Origin of the sequence: uncultured Desulfovibrio sp. (assembly GCF_944327235.1) — a bacterium.
Lineage (GTDB): Bacteria > Desulfobacterota > Desulfovibrionia > Desulfovibrionales > Desulfovibrionaceae > Desulfovibrio.
The window spans coordinates 17,552-35,084 of the sequence record NZ_CALVHE010000020.1 but is presented as its reverse complement, the minus strand read 5'-3'; the positions used below and the strand labels follow the sequence as shown (position 1 = coordinate 35,084).

At 62.0% G+C, this 17,533-nt stretch carries 18 protein-coding genes; 9 read left to right on the top strand and 9 right to left on the bottom strand.

The features are described 5' to 3' along the window. Positions 1–230: 230 nt before the first annotated feature. Positions 231–1,130, bottom strand: coding sequence for a M15 family metallopeptidase (locus tag Q0K00_RS04860; RefSeq protein WP_297227748.1), 900 nt, complete (start codon positions 1,128–1,130; stop codon positions 231–233). 62 nt (positions 1,131–1,192) lie between these two features. Here Q0K00_RS04860 and Q0K00_RS04855 point away from each other — a divergent pair, with 62 nt between their 5' ends. Continuing rightward, complete coding sequence (locus tag Q0K00_RS04855; RefSeq protein ID WP_297227747.1) at positions 1,193–2,587, top strand: MiaB/RimO family radical SAM methylthiotransferase; 1,395 nt, start codon at positions 1,193–1,195, stop codon at positions 2,585–2,587. Positions 2,588–2,638: 51 nt separating this feature from the next. On the opposite strand, the gene recJ is transcribed toward Q0K00_RS04855, so the two are convergent. From recJ to Q0K00_RS04820, 7 genes are all read right to left on the bottom strand, one after another. Continuing rightward, a complete protein-coding gene (recJ, locus tag Q0K00_RS04850; protein WP_297227746.1) occupies positions 2,639–4,363 on the bottom strand; it encodes a single-stranded-DNA-specific exonuclease RecJ in 1,725 nt (574 codons plus the stop codon). Then, positions 4,360–5,361: a tetratricopeptide repeat protein gene (locus Q0K00_RS04845; RefSeq protein WP_297227745.1), complete on the bottom strand. Its 1,002-nt coding sequence runs from the start codon at positions 5,359–5,361 to the stop codon at positions 4,360–4,362. Before Q0K00_RS04845 ends, recJ begins: the two co-directional genes overlap by 4 nt. Before the next feature lie 11 nt (positions 5,362–5,372). Continuing rightward, positions 5,373–6,056 carry an orotidine-5'-phosphate decarboxylase gene (gene pyrF, locus Q0K00_RS04840; protein ID WP_297227743.1) on the bottom strand — a complete coding sequence of 228 codons (684 nt, stop codon included), beginning with the start codon at positions 6,054–6,056 and terminating at the stop codon, positions 5,373–5,375. A 14-nt stretch (positions 6,057–6,070) separates the two neighbouring features. Beyond that, the gene (gene gmk, locus Q0K00_RS04835) at positions 6,071–6,697 is read right to left on the bottom strand and encodes a guanylate kinase (protein WP_297227741.1); all 627 of its coding nucleotides are present in this window, start codon (positions 6,695–6,697) and stop codon (positions 6,071–6,073) included. After that, positions 6,694–6,951 (bottom strand): DUF370 domain-containing protein, encoded by a 258-nt coding sequence (locus Q0K00_RS04830; protein ID WP_297227739.1) that lies wholly within the window; start codon positions 6,949–6,951, stop codon positions 6,694–6,696. Before Q0K00_RS04830 ends, gmk begins: the two co-directional genes overlap by 4 nt. 3 nt (positions 6,952–6,954) lie before the next feature. Next, positions 6,955–7,836, bottom strand: a complete 882-nt coding sequence (locus tag Q0K00_RS04825) for a YicC/YloC family endoribonuclease (RefSeq protein ID WP_297227737.1) — start codon at positions 7,834–7,836, stop codon at positions 6,955–6,957. A gap of 179 nt (positions 7,837–8,015) precedes the next feature. Continuing rightward, the gene (locus tag Q0K00_RS04820) at positions 8,016–8,282 is read right to left on the bottom strand and encodes a zinc ribbon domain-containing protein (protein WP_297227735.1); all 267 of its coding nucleotides are present in this window, start codon (positions 8,280–8,282) and stop codon (positions 8,016–8,018) included. 181 nt (positions 8,283–8,463) lie between these two features. Between Q0K00_RS04820 and Q0K00_RS04815 the strand changes: the two genes are divergently transcribed. Continuing rightward, positions 8,464–9,048: a DJ-1/PfpI family protein gene (locus Q0K00_RS04815; protein WP_297227733.1), complete on the top strand. Its 585-nt coding sequence runs from the start codon at positions 8,464–8,466 to the stop codon at positions 9,046–9,048. A 167-nt stretch (positions 9,049–9,215) separates the two neighbouring features. Here Q0K00_RS04815 and mgtE read toward each other — a convergent pair whose 3' ends face one another. Continuing rightward, complete coding sequence (mgtE, locus tag Q0K00_RS04810; RefSeq protein WP_297227731.1) at positions 9,216–10,589, bottom strand: magnesium transporter; 1,374 nt, start codon at positions 10,587–10,589, stop codon at positions 9,216–9,218. Between the two features lie 1,165 nt (positions 10,590–11,754). Here mgtE and Q0K00_RS04805 point away from each other — a divergent pair. The 7 genes from Q0K00_RS04805 to Q0K00_RS04775 all read left to right on the top strand — a co-directional run bounded on the left by Q0K00_RS04805 (position 11,755) and on the right by Q0K00_RS04775 (position 17,252). Then, a complete protein-coding gene (locus tag Q0K00_RS04805) occupies positions 11,755–12,702 on the top strand; it encodes a WcbI family polysaccharide biosynthesis putative acetyltransferase (protein WP_297227729.1) in 948 nt (315 codons plus the stop codon). 212 nt (positions 12,703–12,914) lie between these two features. Continuing rightward, complete coding sequence (gene groES, locus Q0K00_RS04800) at positions 12,915–13,199, top strand: co-chaperone GroES (protein ID WP_296304646.1); 285 nt, start codon at positions 12,915–12,917, stop codon at positions 13,197–13,199. Between the two features lie 41 nt (positions 13,200–13,240). After that, positions 13,241–14,887 (top strand): chaperonin GroEL, encoded by a 1,647-nt coding sequence (gene groL / locus Q0K00_RS04795; protein ID WP_297227726.1) that lies wholly within the window; start codon positions 13,241–13,243, stop codon positions 14,885–14,887. 249 nt (positions 14,888–15,136) lie between these two features. Further along, a complete protein-coding gene (locus Q0K00_RS04790; RefSeq protein ID WP_297227724.1) occupies positions 15,137–15,616 on the top strand; it encodes a FlxA-like family protein in 480 nt (159 codons plus the stop codon). 114 nt (positions 15,617–15,730) lie between these two features. Next, on the top strand, positions 15,731–16,264 hold the full coding sequence (locus Q0K00_RS04785) for a hypothetical protein (RefSeq protein ID WP_297227722.1): 534 nt from the start codon (positions 15,731–15,733) through the stop codon (positions 16,262–16,264). Then, positions 16,261–16,806, top strand: coding sequence for a hypothetical protein (locus Q0K00_RS04780; RefSeq protein WP_297227720.1), 546 nt, complete (start codon positions 16,261–16,263; stop codon positions 16,804–16,806). Before Q0K00_RS04785 ends, Q0K00_RS04780 begins: the two co-directional genes overlap by 4 nt. After that, a complete protein-coding gene (locus Q0K00_RS04775) occupies positions 16,803–17,252 on the top strand; it encodes a hypothetical protein (protein ID WP_297227718.1) in 450 nt (149 codons plus the stop codon). The genes Q0K00_RS04780 and Q0K00_RS04775 overlap by 4 nt, the downstream gene beginning before the upstream one ends. Positions 17,253–17,533 lie beyond the last annotated feature (281 nt).

Here is a 17,533-nt window from a genome sequence, read left to right as displayed (position 1 = left end):
ATCACCGTCATGAGGATATCTACAAACTCCTCCTCAAGATGCTCAGAGAGAATCCTCTCTGCTAGTCATGACCCTTTCATTAAAACTATTGGAGCGACGCAGGAGCCTTACGGGCATCGACAGCAGAGCGCGACCGAAAGGCGGCCCGCAGGGCCGTGCCTGTTAGGCCGTAAGGCCTTACAGGCATCGACAGCAGAGCGAGGGGTTCCCCTTCCCCCCAAATAAATCGTTTAATGCACGGACACGTCAGGGGAGAGAGCCTCTCCCCCGACATCGGGAACCTGCGAGGTCGTGCGGGCCTTGCAGAGGATCTCCGGGCGGTATTCAAAGTGCATGATGTCGTATTCATGCCATTTGCCGCCCCAGACAAAACCCTCGGCCTCAAAGGCCGTCACGATGGCTTCAGGGTAGGAAGCTTGCAGGGGATGCGGAAACACGCGGCTCCAGCGCCAGTACGGGGCCTTGCGCGGGCTGAGATCGATGGCGATACCGAAGGAATGCGGGCTGAGACGGCCGTTTTCCCCGGCGATGCCGCGCCAATGAAAGCCCCCGGCGCTTTTGAGGTAGCTCCGCAACTGCGGTTGGCTGGCCACGATCGGGGCAAGGCGCGCCTCCACCCGTTGCAGGGCGGCCAGAGCCTGTGCTTCCATCCGTACAGCCTGTCCAAAAAACATCCCCGTCCTGAGGCGGGGCCGGATGGCCGCCGCCGAGCTGCCATACAGCGTCCTGAGCAGCGCATAAGAACGCCAGCGCCCCGGCGAAACGCCCGATGGCGTGGATGGGCGCTGCGGGTCCAGAGGATAGGGCTGGGCCATGCTGGCCCGCACGTCCACATCCCACTGCCCGGCGGCAAAAGGCTGCCCTCCGTCATAGAGCACACGCCTGCCGTCAGCCAGCTCCAGCCAGAGACGCCCTTCCGTATCCGCCCGCAGGCAATGCAGCTGCGGATAGGATCGCCGCAGGCACTGCCAGTCCGTCAGCAGCTCCCCCTGTGGAAAAACGGCATCTGTGCCCGCACACTCTGCGGGAAGGGGGGGCGCAGACCGAGAAAGCTCCTCAGCCATAGGACTGGCGGAAGCCGTAGCCAGCAACAGCAGCAGAAACAGGACGGTATGAAGATAACGGCACATTTCTTCAACCTATCCGGCTGCGGCAGCTTGTCAAGCGTCCGGCCTTTGCCTACAAACACGGCATGAGCACATGGAAATTTCATCTGCTGACCTTCGGTTGCAAGGTCAATCAATACGAAAGCCAGGCCCTTCGCGAAGCCTGGCAGCGTCAGGGCGGCGAGGAATGCGACGACCCGGCCTTGGCGGACATCGTCTGCGTCAACAGCTGCGCCATCACGGCCAAGGGAGAACGGGACGCGCGCGCGGCTTTGCTGCGGCTGCGGCGTATCGCCCCGCAGGCACGGCTCGTCCTGACAGGCTGCGCCGCCCAGCTGCCCGGCGTCCTTGCGCCGGTACGCCGACGTGGTGCGCAGCAGCCCCAGCCTACGGCGGACCTCATCATCCCGCAGGCAGACAAGGCGCGGCTGCTGGATGCCTTGTTGCCGTCTCTTGCGACAGACGGACAGCAGGCCCCGCAGGACATGACGACAAGCAGTGTTCAGGGATTCCCGCCCTTTGCCATTGACGGCTTCCGTCGTGCCCGCCCCGTGCTCAAGGTGCAGGACGGCTGCGAACATCGCTGTACCTACTGCATCGTACCGCTGACACGCGGCCGTTGCCGCAGCCGCGAGCCGCAGGCCATACTGGCAGAGGCCCGCCGTCTCTTGCGGGCCGGACATGCGGAGATCATGATCTCCGGCATCAACCTGCGCCAGTACGGCCGCGACAAGCCCGAATTCGGGGATTTCTGGTCTCTGCTGGTCTGGCTTGACCAGCAACTAGCGCCGGAATTTGCCGGAAAGGCGAGGCTCCGGATCAGTTCGCTGGAACCGGGACAGCTCGATAGTCGCGGAGTGGACAGCCTGCTTTCCTGCCGTCTCGTCTGTCCGCATCTCCATATTTCCCTGCAACATGCCTCACATCAGGTGCTGCGGCGCATGGGACGCGGACATTACCGGGCCGAAGCCCTGCAGCAGGCCGTGCAGGCCCTTTCCGTCCACTGGCCCGTCATGGGGCTGGGAGCCGACATCATCCTCGGCTTTCCGGGCGAGACGGAAGCGGATGTGGACTGCCTGCTGGATTTCGTGGCGGCCACGCCCTTTTCCTACGCACACGTCTTCCCCTACTCCTCCCGTCCCGGTACGGCGGCGGCAGGCTTCGCCGGGCACATCGCACCGCAGGAAAAACAGGAACGCGCCCGCCGGGTACGGGACGCCGTGGCCCGACAGCAGGAGGCGTTTCGTCGGGCACAGCTCGCCCTGCCCGCCATGCTGCTGGCGGCGGATGTGGCGGATGGCCAGGAAAAACAAAGAAGGACGACGGGCATTCGAGGGGTCAATGAATTCTATGTGCCCTGCCGTCTGGTAGCCCCAGTTCCCGCCATGCCGCTATCGGGACTTGTGCCTGTCCGTCCGACAGGGCTTGATGCCTCCGGTCTGCTGGTGGAGCCAGTCGAGACGCCTGACGCTATTCGCTGATCGTTTGGGGGAAGGGGGGACCCCCACAAAAAAGCAGAGAGGTGGGGAACCTCAGGCGACGGGCTTCCAATCCTTGATGGAGATATCCACCGAGGCTATGCCGTTATAGGTATCTATGCGCGGGGTATAGGCCAGACGCACACGGCTCCCCACGCAGGAGGGCGGGAATTGCTCTCCCATTCGCCAGGCCTTGGCCGTCAGCGTCACCCCTGAAAGGGTATCTTGAACCTTGAGGAGGGCATGTTCCCGATTCGTGCCCAGAGGGCGACGTTCCTTGATGACCAGTTCCGGCGAGGCGAACACAGGCTCCGCATTGCCGGGACCGAAGGGCTGGAGCAGTTCCAGCTCCTTGAGGAAACAGAGGTCCCCGGCAGTGGCGAAATCCAGTTCGCGTTCCAGCAGGAGGCTGGGGATGAGCGGCTCCGGCCCGAGCACCTTTTCCGCCGCCTGTTCAAAGTCCCGGCGGAAGTCTTCGAGATGCTCCAGCTCCAGACGCACGCCCGCTGCCAGCTTGTGCCCGCCGAAGCGCAGCAGGTGGGTCGATGCCTGACCAAGGCCTTCATAGAGGTCGAATTCCCGGATGGAGCGCCCGGAGCCCTTGACGGCCCCCTGATCCTCACAAAGGATGATAGTGGGCCGGTAGAACTCCTCCACGATCTTGGAGGCCACGATGCCCACGATGCCCGGATGCCAGTCCCGTCCGTAGAGGACAAGTCCGGGGCGGGGCCGCACGGCCAGCAGTTCCAGCGCCTGCTGCCGGGCCTCCTGCACCATGCGCTCTTCTTCCTGCTGTCGTTCGCTGTTGAGGGCGTCCAGTTCGCGCGCCAGCGCCGCTGCTTCCAGATGATCCCTGCTGCGCAGCAGCTCGAGCGCCACGCGCCCGTGCCCCATGCGCCCTGCGGCGTTGATGCGCGGCGCCAGCCGGAATACCACCTGCCCGGCACTGAGGTGGGCCGCGGCGTCAAATTTGCTGACGACCTTGAGCGCCGCCATGCCCGGCCGAGTGGTCATGGCCAGGCGCTGTAATCCGCCCCGCACAAGGATGCGGTTCTGTCCGGTAAGGCGCATGACATCGGCAAGGGTGCCCAGCGCCACCAGATCCAGCACGTCATCCATGCGGAAACGCCTGCCTGTCTGCGCGGCCAGCCGGGCATTGACCGCCGCCATGAGGAAAAAGGCCACCCCTACGCCCGCCAGATGCGGACAGGGGCAGGTGCTCTCCTCCATGAGACGCGGATTGCAGATGGCATGAGCGGCCGGCAGCTCGTCAGGCGGCAGATGATGGTCGGAGATGATGACCGTCATGCCCAGTTCACGGGCGCGGGCAATGGGCTCCACATCGGAAATGCCGCAATCCACGGTCAACAGCACCCCGCAGCCTGCGGCGGCAAGGGCTTCGATGCCCGCCGTATTGAGCCCGTAGCCCTCGCTGCGCCGGTCGGGGATATGACTGACGGCCTCCACGCCATGATGCTCCAGCACATCCAGCACCAGCGCGGTGGACGTGATACCGTCCACATCGTAATCCCCCCAGACGGCCAACTTCTTCCCCGCCAGCAGCGCATCGCTCAGGAGCGCGGCGGCGGCGGGCAACTGCGGCCAGTCCTGCGGCGGCGTCAGCTGCTGCAGACGCGACGAAAGGAAGGCATCGATGCTTTCACGACAGGTGAAGCCGCGCCGCCAGAGCACGTCCAGCAGCAGGGGCGAGATGGACAGCGCTTCGGCCCAGTCCGGGCACGGAGTTTCGGGCGGCTGACGATAAAGCCAATTCTTCATGCCGTCGTATCAACGAAAGGATCCGGCGATGCGGACGGCGCAGCGGGCGCGGATGCCGGAGCGACCGGTGCGGCTACCGGCGCATCCTCGATCAGCGGATCATCCTCCTGCGCGCCTGCCGGCGTGACGGCAGCCACACCCTCATTCGCGGCAGGCGAGGCGGCAGGCGCCGGAGCGGCAGCCTTGGACGCGGCGATGGCCTGCTTGACGTCCTCCATCTTGCCGGACGGGATCAGATTCTTCTGGATGAGCCAGCTCATGAACTTCAGCGACTGCTCATGGCGCGGCGCAAGGCGCAGGGCTTCCAGCAGGTAGTCCACGCAGCCGTCCATATCCTTGGATTCCAGCAGCACGCGCGCCATGTTCATGTTCAGGTTCTCGTCCTTGGGCGAGAGCTGCAGGGCGCGGGCGTAGTATTCACGGGATTCGGCAAGCATCTTGTTCTTGCGCAGATTGATGCCGAACTCGTTGAAAAGATGTTTGTGCTGCGGTTCAAAGGCCGCATCCAGCTTGACGAGACGTTCGAAGATGTCCTGCGCCTTGCTGGCGTCGCCGCGCTCAAGGTAGGTGAGGCCGATGCCGAAATTGGCCCGCACATTGTCCTCGTCCACCTTGAGGGCGCGGGAATACTCGTATTCCGCCGCAAAGGTCTCGCCGCTTTCCCGGTATCTGTCCCCCTGACGGACGGAATACTGGAGTTCCTGCATCTTGGGATACACGGAATTCATGTAGAATTCCGGCTCCGGCGAAAATTTGTTGATCAGGTCCTCCATGCTGATCTTGCGCTTGGGACCGCTGGGGACATAGTTGGTGTTGAGCGGCTGGCACTCGATCTCGCTGCCGTGCTGCTCCACGAACCAGAACGTTTTCTGCACGGTCTTGCGGGTGGTGGTGCCGGTACCGACCTTGCGGATCTCCTGCGTGGAAAAGACGCCGCGTACTTCCGGCTGCTGCTGCGGACGCGGGGCGCCGGTCTGGGGAGCTGTGGGTTGGGACATGGAAACTCCGTCTAGCAGGTATGCATTTCGTCGAGGATGGCGTGGGCGGCCGCCAGCGGATCAGCCGCTCGGGTAATGGGCCGGCCCACCACAAGATAGTCCGCACCAGCCGCCACAGCGGCGGCAGGCGTCATGATGCGGCATTGGTCGTCCGCGCTGGCGGACGCCGGACGAATGCCCGGACACAGACAGCGCAGCCGCGGATGCCGCCCCTTGACGGCGGCCGCCTCCTGCCCGGAACAGACGATGCCGTCCAGCTGCCAACTGTCGGCCATACCGGCAAGCTCGCCAGCAAAATCCGCCGGAGGCTTCGTGATGCCCGGCATCTGCCCCGGCCCGAAGCTCGTCAGCACCGTAACGCCGAAGACCAGCGGCGGCCGCTCGCAGGCGGCGGCGGCAGCCACGGCCTCACGGCACATGCGCTCCCCGCCCTGGGTATGGATGGTCAGCAATTCCGCCCCGCTCTGCGCCGCGGCTCTGACAGCCTGGGCCACCGTGTTCGGGATATCGTAGAATTTCAGATCCAGAAAAACATGAAAGCCCATCTCCCGCAACCGCGTCAACACCGCAGGCCCGGCAAGACAAAAGAGCTCCATGCCCACCTTGCACCACGGCACAACGCCACGCAGCTGCCGCGCAAGCGCAAGCGCGCTGTCGGTATCGGGAAAATCCAGGGCAACCACCAGTTCGGCCATGCGTTCCTCCCTTGCTAGCGCTCTTCCTCCAGCCGTCCCTGCTCCAGCGCCCGCACAAGCTCCGGGCGGCAGAGAGGCCGCAGGGTCGCGGCGACATAGGCGGCGCGTAACCGGGCATAGGCCGCATCCACATCGTCATTGACGATCAGATAATCATACCACGGCGCTTCGCGCAGCTCCGTACAGGCATTGCGCAGACGGCGGGCAATGGTCTCCTCGCTGTCCAGACCGCGGCCGTGCAGGCGCTTTTCCAGCTCCGACAAGCTGGGCGGCAGGATAAAGAGGAATACCGCCTCCCGCAGGCTTTCCTTCAGCTGGCGAGCTCCCTGCACATCGATATCGAACAGCACGTCCTGGCCCTGCTCGAGCATCCGACGCAGCGGCTCGAGCGGCGTCCCATACAGATTGCCGTGCACCTCGGCCCATTCGGCAAAATACCCTGCCGCACGCTGATCCTCAAAACGGGCGCGCGTCCAAAAATGATAATCCTTCCCGTCGCATTCTCCAGCGCGCGGCGTGCGCGTCGTGCAGGAGACGGAGTAGCCGAAATGGGGGAATTCCTCCCGCAGACGGCTGATGAGCGTTGTCTTGCCCGCGCCGGAAGGCGCGCTGATGACCAGCGCGATACCGTGTCGCTTCATGATTCATTCCCTTCCTGCGCAAAACGCTGGCTGATGGTTTCCGGCTGGATGGACGAAAGGATGATGTGGTTGGAGTCCGTCACGATGATGGAACGCGTGCGGCGTCCCTGTGTCGCATCCACCAGCCGCCCTTCGGCACGGGCATCTTCCCGCAAGCGGCGCATGGGCGAAGAGGCGGGATTGACGATGCTCACCACGCGCCCGGCCAGCACAAAATTGCCGAAGCCTATGTTGATCAGTTTTTCTCTGGCCATGCCCTATTCCAGATTCTGCACCTGTTCCCGGCATTTCTCCAGCTCGTTCTTGAAATCCACCACCATGCGCGAAAGCTGCACATCAGGCAGCTTGTTGCCGCAGGTATTGATCTCCCGGAAACATTCCTGAAGGGTAAAGTCCAGCCGCCGCCCCGCATCCTTGCCGTCATCCAGCAGTTCATGCAAACGCTCCAGATGGGTCTGCAGGCGGGTAAGTTCTTCGCTCACATCCAGACGGTCGGCAAGCACGGTCACTTCCTGCAGGAAGCGCCCTTCCTCCAGCTCCAGAGCATGGGCCGCCAGAGCCTCACCGATGCGTTCCCGCATCTGGGCCGCCCGCTCTTCCTTGATCTGCGGCGCACGCTCCATGATGCGTCCCGTCCACTCCTCCATGCGCAGGATGCGGGACTGCATGTCCACAGCGAGGGCATGTCCCTCCTTGCTGCGGGCCTCGTTCCAGTCCTGCAGGGCCAGCTCCAGACCGCTTTCCAGCTGATCGACCAGCTCTTCGTCCGTATCGTCGCCACTGTCGCCCCACAGCGGAGCCAGAGCCAGCAGAGCATTATAGTCGGGCCGGTACACGTCGCCCCGCCGCTGGGCAAGGGCCTGCAGGCTGTCGAGCATGGACGAGGCCGCCGCCATGTCGAAATTCAGCGGCGGCAGACAATCCGGAGCAAACTGCAGTTGCAGACTGATGTCCACCCGTCCGCGCGAAGCGTGCCGCCTAACCACCTTTTCCAGCCGGGGCTCCAGACTGCGGGCGCAGGCGGGCAGACGCCATTTCAGATCAAGATGGCGACTGTTGACACTCTTGACCTCCCACTGCTGGGTCACGCCGCCATTTTCCACAAGGCAGCGGCCAAAACCGGTCATGCTGAATACCATGTATGTGCTCCCAAAGAAAAAGAGGCTTCGTCGCCTGAAAGGACAGCATCCGGAGCGGTCACCTGATGGCCCGCGTCAGCATAGGCCATGCCCGAAGCGTTTGCAATCATGCGGCCCGGAACGGGACCTCCCCCGGTAACCCGGCCCTTGCATGTGGAGCTCCCCCTTGCGGCCGATGATCAGGAGTTCCCGCCCTGTGCCGACGGACAGCTCCCCGTCCCGCAGGCTCCGCCGCAGCCCGCAAGCCCCTTGCCCATTTTGGAGGCCAGAGGATGTACCGGCCCGACCTTGAAGGGGAAAGCCCCGGTCTTGAGCGGACTGGGGGCACTCACCTGCCGCTCGGTCCGTTCCGCACCGCAGTGCGGACAGGGCGGCACCTCGTCGCCAAACACCAGTTCTTCAAACGTGGTCTTGCACTGGGGACAGTAAAAATCAAACATGGGCATAGGATAGCGCCTCTCGGGAAAAATTTCTCTTTCCGGCCTTGCGGCCGCCATGTTGATGCTTATATAACCACGAGAAGGGGCAAGGCAAGTCGCAATCCGTCCCGTTTCCCGGTACGGAGCGTTCAGGCGGGCCTCCCAAAGCGGAAAAGCCCCTTTGGATCTTTTTTCAGGAGCTTGAACAATGAGCAAAAAAATCCTTTTGCTGGCCGGCGATTTTGTGGAAGATTACGAAGTGATGGTGCCCTTTCAGATGCTGCTCATGCTGGGCTATGAAGTGCACGCCGTCTGCCCCGGCAAGAAGGCCGGCGATGTGGTGAAGACCGCCATCCATGACTTTGAGGGCGACCAGACCTATTCCGAAAAGCGCGGCCACAATTTTGCCATCAACTACGATTTCGACAAGGTGAACGTTGCCGATTACGTCGGCCTCGTGGTCCCTGGCGGCCGCGCCCCCGAATATCTGCGCCTCAATGCCCGCGTGCTGGACATCGTGCGCGAATTCGACGCCGCCAAAAAGCCCATTGCCGCCATCTGCCACGGCCCGCAGATCCTCGTGTCCGCCGGCGTGCTCAAGGGCAAGACGTGCACCTGCTACGCCGCCGTCAAGCCTGATGTGGTCGATGCGGGCGCCACCTGGGCCGACAGCAATGAAACGGCCTCCAATGCCGTGGTGTCCGGTCATCTGGTCACCGCGCCGGCCTGGCCCGCGCATCCGGCCTGGATCGCCGCTTTCGTCAAGCTGCTGGGCGCACAGATCAGCATCTAGAAAAACTTCCCTGAAGGTACGACGCCGCACGGGCGGCGTTAGCCATAGAGCACGGGAGAGGAAGCATCTCTCCCGTGCTCTATGGTTCTCCCGCAGGAGGCAAGGACGTCATTCAACGCCGCGGGCGTCGAAAGCTCCCGTCCGTCCCACGTTCCAGCCGCTCTGCTCTACCCCAGCATATGCCCCAGAAAGAGGTAAGCCAGGGAGAAGTAGACGAACACGCCCGCCAGATCCATCACCGACGTGATCAGCGGAGAGGACAACGTGGCCGGGTCCGTTCCGAGACGCCGGGCCATGAAAGGCAGCAGCGCCCCCACCACGCCCCCCAGCGCGGTGCAAACCAGCATACTCAGCCCCACCACCAGCAGGACATCGCCGCCGATCCCCTTGGAAAAGAAGGCCATGACCGCTTCCAGCAGAGCCACCACAACGCCGAGGGACGCCGCCACGGGCAGCTCCCGCCGCAGCACGCGCCACACATCCTGCCAGCGCAGGGCGACATCCCCCAGCGCCATGGCACGGATGACCAGCGTGGCTGACTGACTGCCCGCATTGCCGCCCATATCGACAATGGGCGCAATGAAGGCGGCCAACACGATGGCACGCGAGAGCATCTCCTCCTGTGCCGCCACAAAACTGCTCGTCACCACGCCTAACAGCGTCAGAAGGAGAAGCCAGAACACCCTGACGCGGAACATGGTGCGCAGGGGCGTGGCCAGGATGTCCAGATCCGTGCCGTCATCGGAGGCGGTACCGCCGAAGCGGGCCAGCTGACCGGCGTCCAGCTCCTTTTCTATGTCCATGGCGTCGTCCACGGTGATGATGCCGATCATCCTGTCGCCGCCATTGATGACCGGCAGCGCCAGCAGGTCATATCGCCGGATGCGCTCTGCCGCCTCTTCGCGGGGACTGTCCGCCCGAACGGATACGGGATGCCGGCGCATGATGTCACCGATGGTCTGCCGGTCATCGGCCAGCAGCAGCTCCCGCAGAGAAACCGTACCGCAGAGGCGGCCTTCCGCATCCAGCGCATACAATATATAAATGGTCTCCTTGTCCGGCGCCGTCGCCCGGACATGGGCCAGCGCCTCGGCAACATGCATTTGCGGCGTCACGGCCACATAGTCCGACGTGGTCACCGAGCCGGTGGTGCCCTCGGCGTAGGCGGCCAGCCGCAGGATATCCTCCCGCTCGACCCGGGCAAGAGCGGGCAAAAGCTTCTGGCGGGCATCCTCATCCAGATGGCGGTACAGATCCGCCCGCTCGTCGGCGGCCATACTTTCAAAAAGTCGGACCGCCATATCCCGCGGCAGGAGAGGCAGGAGCGCATTCTGCCATTCCGGAGAAAAGTAGACAAAAACTTCCGCGCGTTCCTGCTCTTCCATTTCGGCAAAGATCTGTCCGACCTGCTCGACCTGCAGAGCTTGCAGGGCCTCAGCCAGATCGGAAGGATGGACGGAACGCAGGACGGTCGCCAGATCGGCGGTACGGGGATGGGCAAGGCAGTCCACAAGCGTGGCGCAAAGCAGTTCACGATACATGACACGTCTCCTTTTTGTCAGGCATTGAAGAGAAGGACGGCAAGGTACTGCCGCACACGGCCCGCCATGCGGGCATCACAACAGACAAAAGGGAAACGCGACTTCGCCGGACGAGTACGGCGGTATGCGCCCATATGGCGCGATCACGAACACTTGCCCGGCGGTGCGGGCATTTCCAGCGACAGAACATGGTGTTGCTCCTTGTCTTTCAGGAAAAACAGACAAACAGGCCCGAACGACATTCCTGTGCAACTGTGACTGTCCATAAAAAATTCTCCTTGAATTACTGTATCATATGGATGGCGCCCCGGAAGTATCCCATTGTCCGCAAACAGGGGGAACACCGGAAACGGCGCGGACCGCTTTCCGAAAAATATCTGCGCTCAGACAGGCAGCCTGAAAGCAAGCAGACGGCAGGGAGCAGGACATTAGGGCATTTTCAGTTTGAGACGCTTCACATCTCAAACCATACGGCCTGTCGTTTCGCGGAAAAAACGCGGTCTTTCCGCTCACTTTGGGCCGGGCGGCGCTGTGCCGCCTCCTCGCGTTTTACCTTTTTCAAAGGCAAAACGCTCCGCATACTCCCACGAAAGACCGGAGCGTTTCGCGCAGCAAACACGCCGCACGAAACAAGGCAGCCTTTTAGAAAAGAGGGGGAACCTAAGCAGGAAGGCCGCACGACGGCGGCTGAAGAGGAAAGAAACGCTGAGGCGTCCGCCGTCCGTCGAGCAGGACGCAGGGCAAGGCTTTCGGCAAAAAGCCCGTCATAAGGGCGGAAAGTCTCCGCAGGGAAAGGAAGAAGAAAACGCGCATATCTCCTCCGCAGAACGACACGCCTGCGGGGAGACCGGCAGGAGCGTCGTCAACGCTGAAATGGAAGGGCAGGGGCAGGGCCAGTACTCTCGGACGACATGAACAACTCCTTTTTCGCCGCCATAATGTGACGACGCCTTGCCTATGCCTCGTATCTTTCGCTCTGTCAAGCCGATATTTCTCCCCGTTTGCCGCATGGACTCCGCGCGGACGCGCTTGCCTTTCCGCCGCCGGGCGGGCACAGTAGCCGCAAGTCGACCGCCGGTATGATGTTGTCCGGGGACTGCCCGGCCCGATGGCACGAGCGGACATTCCCGGAAAGAACAGACAACCCTCTGCCCTGTGCCTGCCCATGCAAAGCCGCATCGCTTTTTTCGGAACCTGCCAACTCGTCCATCTCGCCAATCTGCTTTCCCATCTGCCCAGTTGGACCGATCAGTATGTGTCCGACCGCATCCTGCGCGTGGATACCCTGACGCAAGAGCAGTACCGCCACTTTCTCGTCAACTGCGAGACGGCGGACATCCTGTGCGTCCAGCCCGTGCAGGCGGAACATTTTTACGAAGCCCGCACGGAATGCGTGCTGGAATATGCGCGACGGCACGGCAAGCGGGTCATCATCGTGCCCTATGTCTATTTTTCCGGCTATGCGCCGCACATCACCTACGCCCATACCAATATGGGAGAATACCACTGCGCCGCCAGCGTGTCCTGTCTGGTGGCGGGACTGGACATCTCGCGCGCGCAGCAGACCGTGGCGGACTTCCTCCGACGGCCCCGGGAATTCTTTTTGCGAAAGGCTACGGATTCCCTTGAGGAGATGCTCCGGCGCGAGCGCAGACTGCGTGAACTGCATGACGATCTCGTTCCCGTATCCGCCTGGTTCGCGGGACACTTTCAGCAGACCCTGCTCATGCATACGCACAATCATCCCTCCCCTGCCCTTTTCCGCTATCTTCTGCGGGAGCTGGCCGCACGTCTGGACCTTGCGGCTGAGGACTGCCCGCTGCCTGACGGCTTTCTGCATGACGACGATCATTTTCCTGTGCACCGGGGCGTACAGGCCGCCCTCCATCTCGCTCCGGAGCTGCATTCTCCCCTGTTCCGGGATGGCGGACGAACGTATACCCTTGAAGATACGGTGAGCCGCTGCCTGAGCCGTCTGCGTACCGACCGTGCGTCCCTCCTGATGATCCTCAGCCACCGCCTGCCCGAGGTGGGAGACGTTTTTCAGGCCCTGTTTGGCCGTCCGCTGCCGCTGCGCTCTCGCGCGGCGCTCAGAAACCAGGGAAGTACATAGAAAAATTTTGAACAACCAACTGATTTCTTTTGTTATTTTTTTAAGCAGAAAAAAAAGTCAAAAAAAATTGCCTTCTGCCCCTTTTCAATCCGACAAGCTGCCTTATTTACTATGCCGACGCGGGGAAGATCGGTCGCATCACCTGCCTCCCGCTCGACAATCCCGCAGCGCCACGCTGCACCGAGATAAAAAATTCTTTTGGAGGAAATACCATGAACCTGAAACCTCTCCATGACCGTGTGCTGGTCAAGCGCGTTGAATCCGAAGAAAAGACCGCCGGCGGTCTTTTCATTCCCGATACCGCCAAGGAAAAGCCCTCCAAGGGTGAAGTGATCGCTGTGGGTCCCGGCAAGGTGGAAAACGGCAACCGCATCGAAATGTCCGTCAAGGCTGGCGACATCGTGCTGTTCAACAAGTATGCCGGCACCGAAGTGAAGCTGGACGGCGTGGAACACCTCGTGATGCGTGAAGACGACATCCTTGCCATCCTCAACTAATTTCCCCACATATCGCATTATCCCTTTAAGGAGAAAATATCATGGCTGCTAAAGAAGTTCTCTTCGACGTCAAAGCTCGCGAAAAACTGGCCCGTGGCGTGGACAAGCTCGCCAACGCCGTGAAGGTGACCCTCGGCCCCAAGGGTCGTAACGTGGCCATCGAAAAGTCCTACGGCGCTCCCGTCATCACCAAGGATGGCGTGACCGTGGCCAAGGAAATCGAGCTGGACGACAAGTTCGAGAACATGGGCGCCCAGCTGGTGAAGGAAGTGGCCTCCAAGACTTCCGACGCCGCCGGCGACGGCACCACCACCGCCACCATCCTGGCTCAGGCCATCTATCATGAAGGCGTGAAGCTCGTGGCCGCCGGCCGCAACCCCATGGCCATCAAGCGCGGCGTGGACAAGGCTGTGGAAGCCCTCATCGCTGAACTGGCCAATCTGGCCAAGCCCACCCGCGACCAGAAGGAAATCGCCCAGATCGGCACCATTTCCGCCAACTCCGACGCCACCATCGGCAACATCATCGCTGAAGCCATGGCCAAGGTGGGCAAGGAAGGCGTGATCACCGTGGAAGAGGCCAAGGGCCTCGAAACCACCATGGACGTGGTGGAAGGTATGCGTTTCGACCGCGGCTACCTCTCCCCCTACTTCGTGACCAACGCCGAAAAGATGCAGTGCGAGCTGGACAACCCCTACATCCTCTGCTCCGAAAAGAAGATCTCCAGCATGAAGGACATGCTGCCCGTGCTGGAACAGGTGGCCAAGGTCAACCGTCCGCTGCTCATCCTGGCCGAAGACGTGGAAGGCGAAGCCCTTGCCACCCTCGTGGTGAACAAGCTGCGCGGCGCCCTGCAGGTGGTGGCCGTGAAGGCTCCGGGCTTTGGTGACCGCCGCAAGGCCATGCTGCAGGATATCGCCATCCTCACCGGCGGTCAGGTGGCTTCCGACGACACCGGCACCAAGCTGGAAAACATGGCCCTCACCGACCTCGGTACCGCCAAGCGCGTGGTCATCGACAAGGAAAATACCACCATCGTGGACGGCGCCGGCAAGAAGGAAGAGATCACCGCTCGCGTGAAGCAGATCCGCGCTCAGGTGGAAGAAGCCACTTCCGACTATGACCGTGAAAAGCTGCAGGAACGCCTTGCCAAGCTGGTGGGCGGCGTGGCCGTCGTCCATGTGGGCGCCGCCACCGAAGTGGAAATGAAGGAAAAGAAGGACCGCGTGGAAGACGCCCTGAACGCCACCCGCGCTGCCGTGGAAGAAGGCATCGTCCCCGGCGGCGGCACGGCCCTCATCCGCGTGTCCAAGGTACTCGACTCCATCAAGCCCGCTGACGACGACGAACTGGCCGGTGTGAACATCATCCGCCGCGCCATCGAAGCCCCGCTGCGCCAGATCGCCCACAACGCCGGTTTCGAAGGTTCCATCATCGTGGAAAAGGTGCGTCAGGGCAAGGACGGCTTCGGCTTCAACGCCGCTACCGGCGAATATGAAGACCTGCTCAAGGCCGGCGTCATCGACCCCAAGAAGGTGACCCGCACCGCCCTGCAGAACGCCGCTTCCGTGGCTTCCCTGCTGCTCACCACCGAGTGCGCCATCAGCGAAAAGCCCGAACCCAAGAAGGACGTCCCCGCCATGCCCGGCGGCATGGACGGCATGGGCGGCATGGGCGGCATGTACTAAGCCGACCCGTTTCCTCCAACTGCCTCATACGGCTCCCGCTCCGGCGGGAGCCTTTTTTATGCCTGCCGTCCGCCCGAAAAAAAAACGCTCGCCCCGCACGGCTCTGCTTGCCTGGCATCATCTTTGCTTTTTTTTTGCTGGAGGTAACGAGCTATGGAAATCGGCACAATTTTCCCCGTGGAATCACTGTCCGCGACACAGTTTTCGACGGCTTCCGAAAAACGCCGCCAGCAGGAAAAAAACACACAGATGGATGGCGATACCGTCAGCCTGTCCCCAGAAGCTCTTGAGCTTGCCCGGCAAAGCCGTCTCGCCGCCTTTTGCGGAGCCTACGGTACGGATAAGCTGGACGAAACGGAGGGGGACGCCACTACCGGGGACAAACCGGTCAGCGCAACGGAACAGTATCGCAGCCGTTTCAACGAGTACCGGGGCACGGGACTTTTTGCCGCCTCTGACCAGACAGGGGAAGCATCTTCCGGTCAGGCAAACGCCGTATCCGGAAACGGTGAAGATTCCAGCGATGACAGCAGCAACCAGACCGCCAAGCTGGAACGGCAGATAAAGGACCTCACCAAGGAGCTTGAGGAAGTCATGGCTTCCGACTTGCCCGATGTCCAGAAAGAAGCTTCCGCACAGGAACTGCAGAAAAAAATTTCGGAACTGCAATCCCAGCTCACGGCCCTGAAACGAGGTGAGCGCATGGCGGGCGCAGCGGTGCAGGGATAGGACTTTTGCCGTTGGCGAGGGGGAAGCAGGCCCCCTCGCTGACGGCACCCCATGAAAGCACATCCGTCACCTGATCAGCCCGCACTGCGCGCGCCTTGCGTGCCGGAGGCGAACATGTCCACACGGGGCACTATGGTCCAGTGTTTTTTTCTCCACGCCGTGCATGTGGCGGCGCTCTGTCTCCTGCTCTTCTTCCACCTGATCGAGCTCCGGGCCTGGCTTACGCTCTGGCTCATTGCCGACAGCCTTGCCGCCTCCCTGACGTATGCCCTGCTGGCTGCCGCCGTGGGGCCGCACATCCCCCGCCGTCCGGCGCTGGCCCATCTGGTCGTGGCGGGAACGTTCCTCTTCTCCTCTCTTCTTGCAGGGATACTTTTTGCGTGGCAAGATTGGTTAGGAGGATACGGTCACTCTCCCGCCATGCCGTTGTGGCGTACATTTCAGGCCGCGGGCAACGGGCTGGTGTATGGCGGGATCTTTGCTCTCCTGTTCCTCCCCCTGTCCTGCTGCGCCTACATGATGGCGCTGTCGGGCACGCGGCGTCTGGCGGGACACCTCTTCTCTCTTTCGGCCCAACGAGCGGAGCGCCCTGTCGCGCCATCCAGCACAGGAGACACGCCCGCATCGACTCAGGAAAACAGCCCATGAAAAAACGCCTGCTTGCCTTTTTCATCTTCTTCGGCTGCTCCTTCGGCATTGCCAGCCTCATCTATCATCTGATGGCCCTGCTGACGTTCGGCGGGTTCATCTTTGGCATCCTGCCGCGCATGTTCTGCTACCATTGGGAATATCCCAATCACTATATCGCGCTTGTCTGCCTGATCTACGCCCTGCTGGCTGCCGCCTTTACCCCGTGCATCGCCCGGCGGCCGTCGCTGGCCATCTGGATCGTTTTGGCCGCGCCCCTGCTCGCCTCGCCGCTGGGCGGTATGCTCTGGCATCTGCACGACATGCTGACGGGCTATTTTCCCAACAGCTGGCTGGAGAAACTGCTGCTGGACGGCGCACTCGAAGGCGCCGGGCTCGGCTGGCTGATCGTCCTGCTCTCCGTCCCCTTCAACCTGATATGCGCGATCCTGGGCATCCGCGGCACACGACGGGTGGCGCTGTCGCTTTATCCGGCCTCCGCAACGACGAGCCCGCCCACGCCGGGCGATGAGCCGGCAGCCCCCTCTCCCGTTCAGGCATGAAAAAAATCCTCTGGGGCAGCGTGCTCTTTGCCCTTCTCGCGGCAGGTCTACTTCTGACATGGGCCGATGGACAGGCCATTTCTCCGCCCGGCGTCGCGTACTTCTACAATCCCATGTGGGCCTGCGGCGACGCCCCGCCCTTTTTCGTCGTGGACATTTCCGTAAACAGGGAACAGTACAAGGGAACGGCCATGCGTTGCTTCCGGCATGGCGTGGATATGGACGCGGACGGGCAGCCCGGCGCGGGATTGGGCAGCTTTCTGGTCTGCGAGGGCCAAATAAAAAGATCCCTTTCGCTTTTTCTGCGAGAACGCTTCCTTATGGAAGGGACAGCTGCCACCGGCATCTTTTTTGACGCAACGAACTGTACCGCCACCACGCCCACGGTAGAGCAAAAACTCTACATTGACCGGATGCTGTACAGCGATGAGACTCTTGTCCCATAGAACGTTTTGCCTTTGCAAAAGGCATAACGCGAGGCGGCGGCATAGCGCCGCCCGGCCCAAGCGGAAAAACCGCGTTTTTTTTCGCGAAACGACAAGCCGTATGGTTGGGAACGCGAAGCGTTTCAAACTGAAAATGCTCTAAAAGCGCCACCAGCGGGAGACCTCTTGCACGAAGTGACGGCCAACACGCTGCCACCACCCGTCATCCTCCTCGGTAAAGCGCGTTTGGGGAAGGATGGGGGGACTGGGGGGAAGGGAACCTCTTTGCGCGCGAGCCAAAG

Bases quoted from the DNA above. Each gene is read 5' to 3' on its own strand.
- Q0K00_RS04805 (WP_297227729.1), top strand. From the start codon at position 11,755: ATGCAAAGCCGCATCGCTTTTTTCGGAACCTGCCAACTCGTCCATCTC.
- recJ (WP_297227746.1), bottom strand. From the start codon at position 4,363: ATGAAGAATTGGCTTTATCGTCAGCCGCCCGAAACTCCGTGCCCGGAC.
- mgtE (WP_297227731.1), bottom strand. From the start codon at position 10,589: ATGTATCGTGAACTGCTTTGCGCCACGCTTGTGGACTGCCTTGCCCAT.
- Q0K00_RS04845 (WP_297227745.1), bottom strand. From the start codon at position 5,361: ATGTCCCAACCCACAGCTCCCCAGACCGGCGCCCCGCGTCCGCAGCAG.
- groL (WP_297227726.1), top strand. From the start codon at position 13,241: ATGGCTGCTAAAGAAGTTCTCTTCGACGTCAAAGCTCGCGAAAAACTG.
- groES (WP_296304646.1), top strand. From the start codon at position 12,915: ATGAACCTGAAACCTCTCCATGACCGTGTGCTGGTCAAGCGCGTTGAA.
- Q0K00_RS04830 (WP_297227739.1), bottom strand. From the start codon at position 6,951: ATGGCCAGAGAAAAACTGATCAACATAGGCTTCGGCAATTTTGTGCTG.
- Q0K00_RS04815 (WP_297227733.1), top strand. From the start codon at position 8,464: ATGAGCAAAAAAATCCTTTTGCTGGCCGGCGATTTTGTGGAAGATTAC.
- Q0K00_RS04825 (WP_297227737.1), bottom strand. From the start codon at position 7,836: ATGGTATTCAGCATGACCGGTTTTGGCCGCTGCCTTGTGGAAAATGGC.
- Q0K00_RS04820 (WP_297227735.1), bottom strand. From the start codon at position 8,282: ATGCCCATGTTTGATTTTTACTGTCCCCAGTGCAAGACCACGTTTGAA.
- Q0K00_RS04780 (WP_297227720.1), top strand. From the start codon at position 16,261: ATGAAAAAACGCCTGCTTGCCTTTTTCATCTTCTTCGGCTGCTCCTTC.
- Q0K00_RS04790 (WP_297227724.1), top strand. From the start codon at position 15,137: ATGGATGGCGATACCGTCAGCCTGTCCCCAGAAGCTCTTGAGCTTGCC.
- gmk (WP_297227741.1), bottom strand. From the start codon at position 6,697: ATGAAGCGACACGGTATCGCGCTGGTCATCAGCGCGCCTTCCGGCGCG.
- Q0K00_RS04775 (WP_297227718.1), top strand. From the start codon at position 16,803: ATGAAAAAAATCCTCTGGGGCAGCGTGCTCTTTGCCCTTCTCGCGGCA.
- pyrF (WP_297227743.1), bottom strand. From the start codon at position 6,056: ATGGCCGAACTGGTGGTTGCCCTGGATTTTCCCGATACCGACAGCGCG.
- Q0K00_RS04855 (WP_297227747.1), top strand. From the start codon at position 1,193: ATGAGCACATGGAAATTTCATCTGCTGACCTTCGGTTGCAAGGTCAAT.
- Q0K00_RS04860 (WP_297227748.1), bottom strand. From the start codon at position 1,130: ATGTGCCGTTATCTTCATACCGTCCTGTTTCTGCTGCTGTTGCTGGCT.
- Q0K00_RS04785 (WP_297227722.1), top strand. From the start codon at position 15,731: ATGTCCACACGGGGCACTATGGTCCAGTGTTTTTTTCTCCACGCCGTG.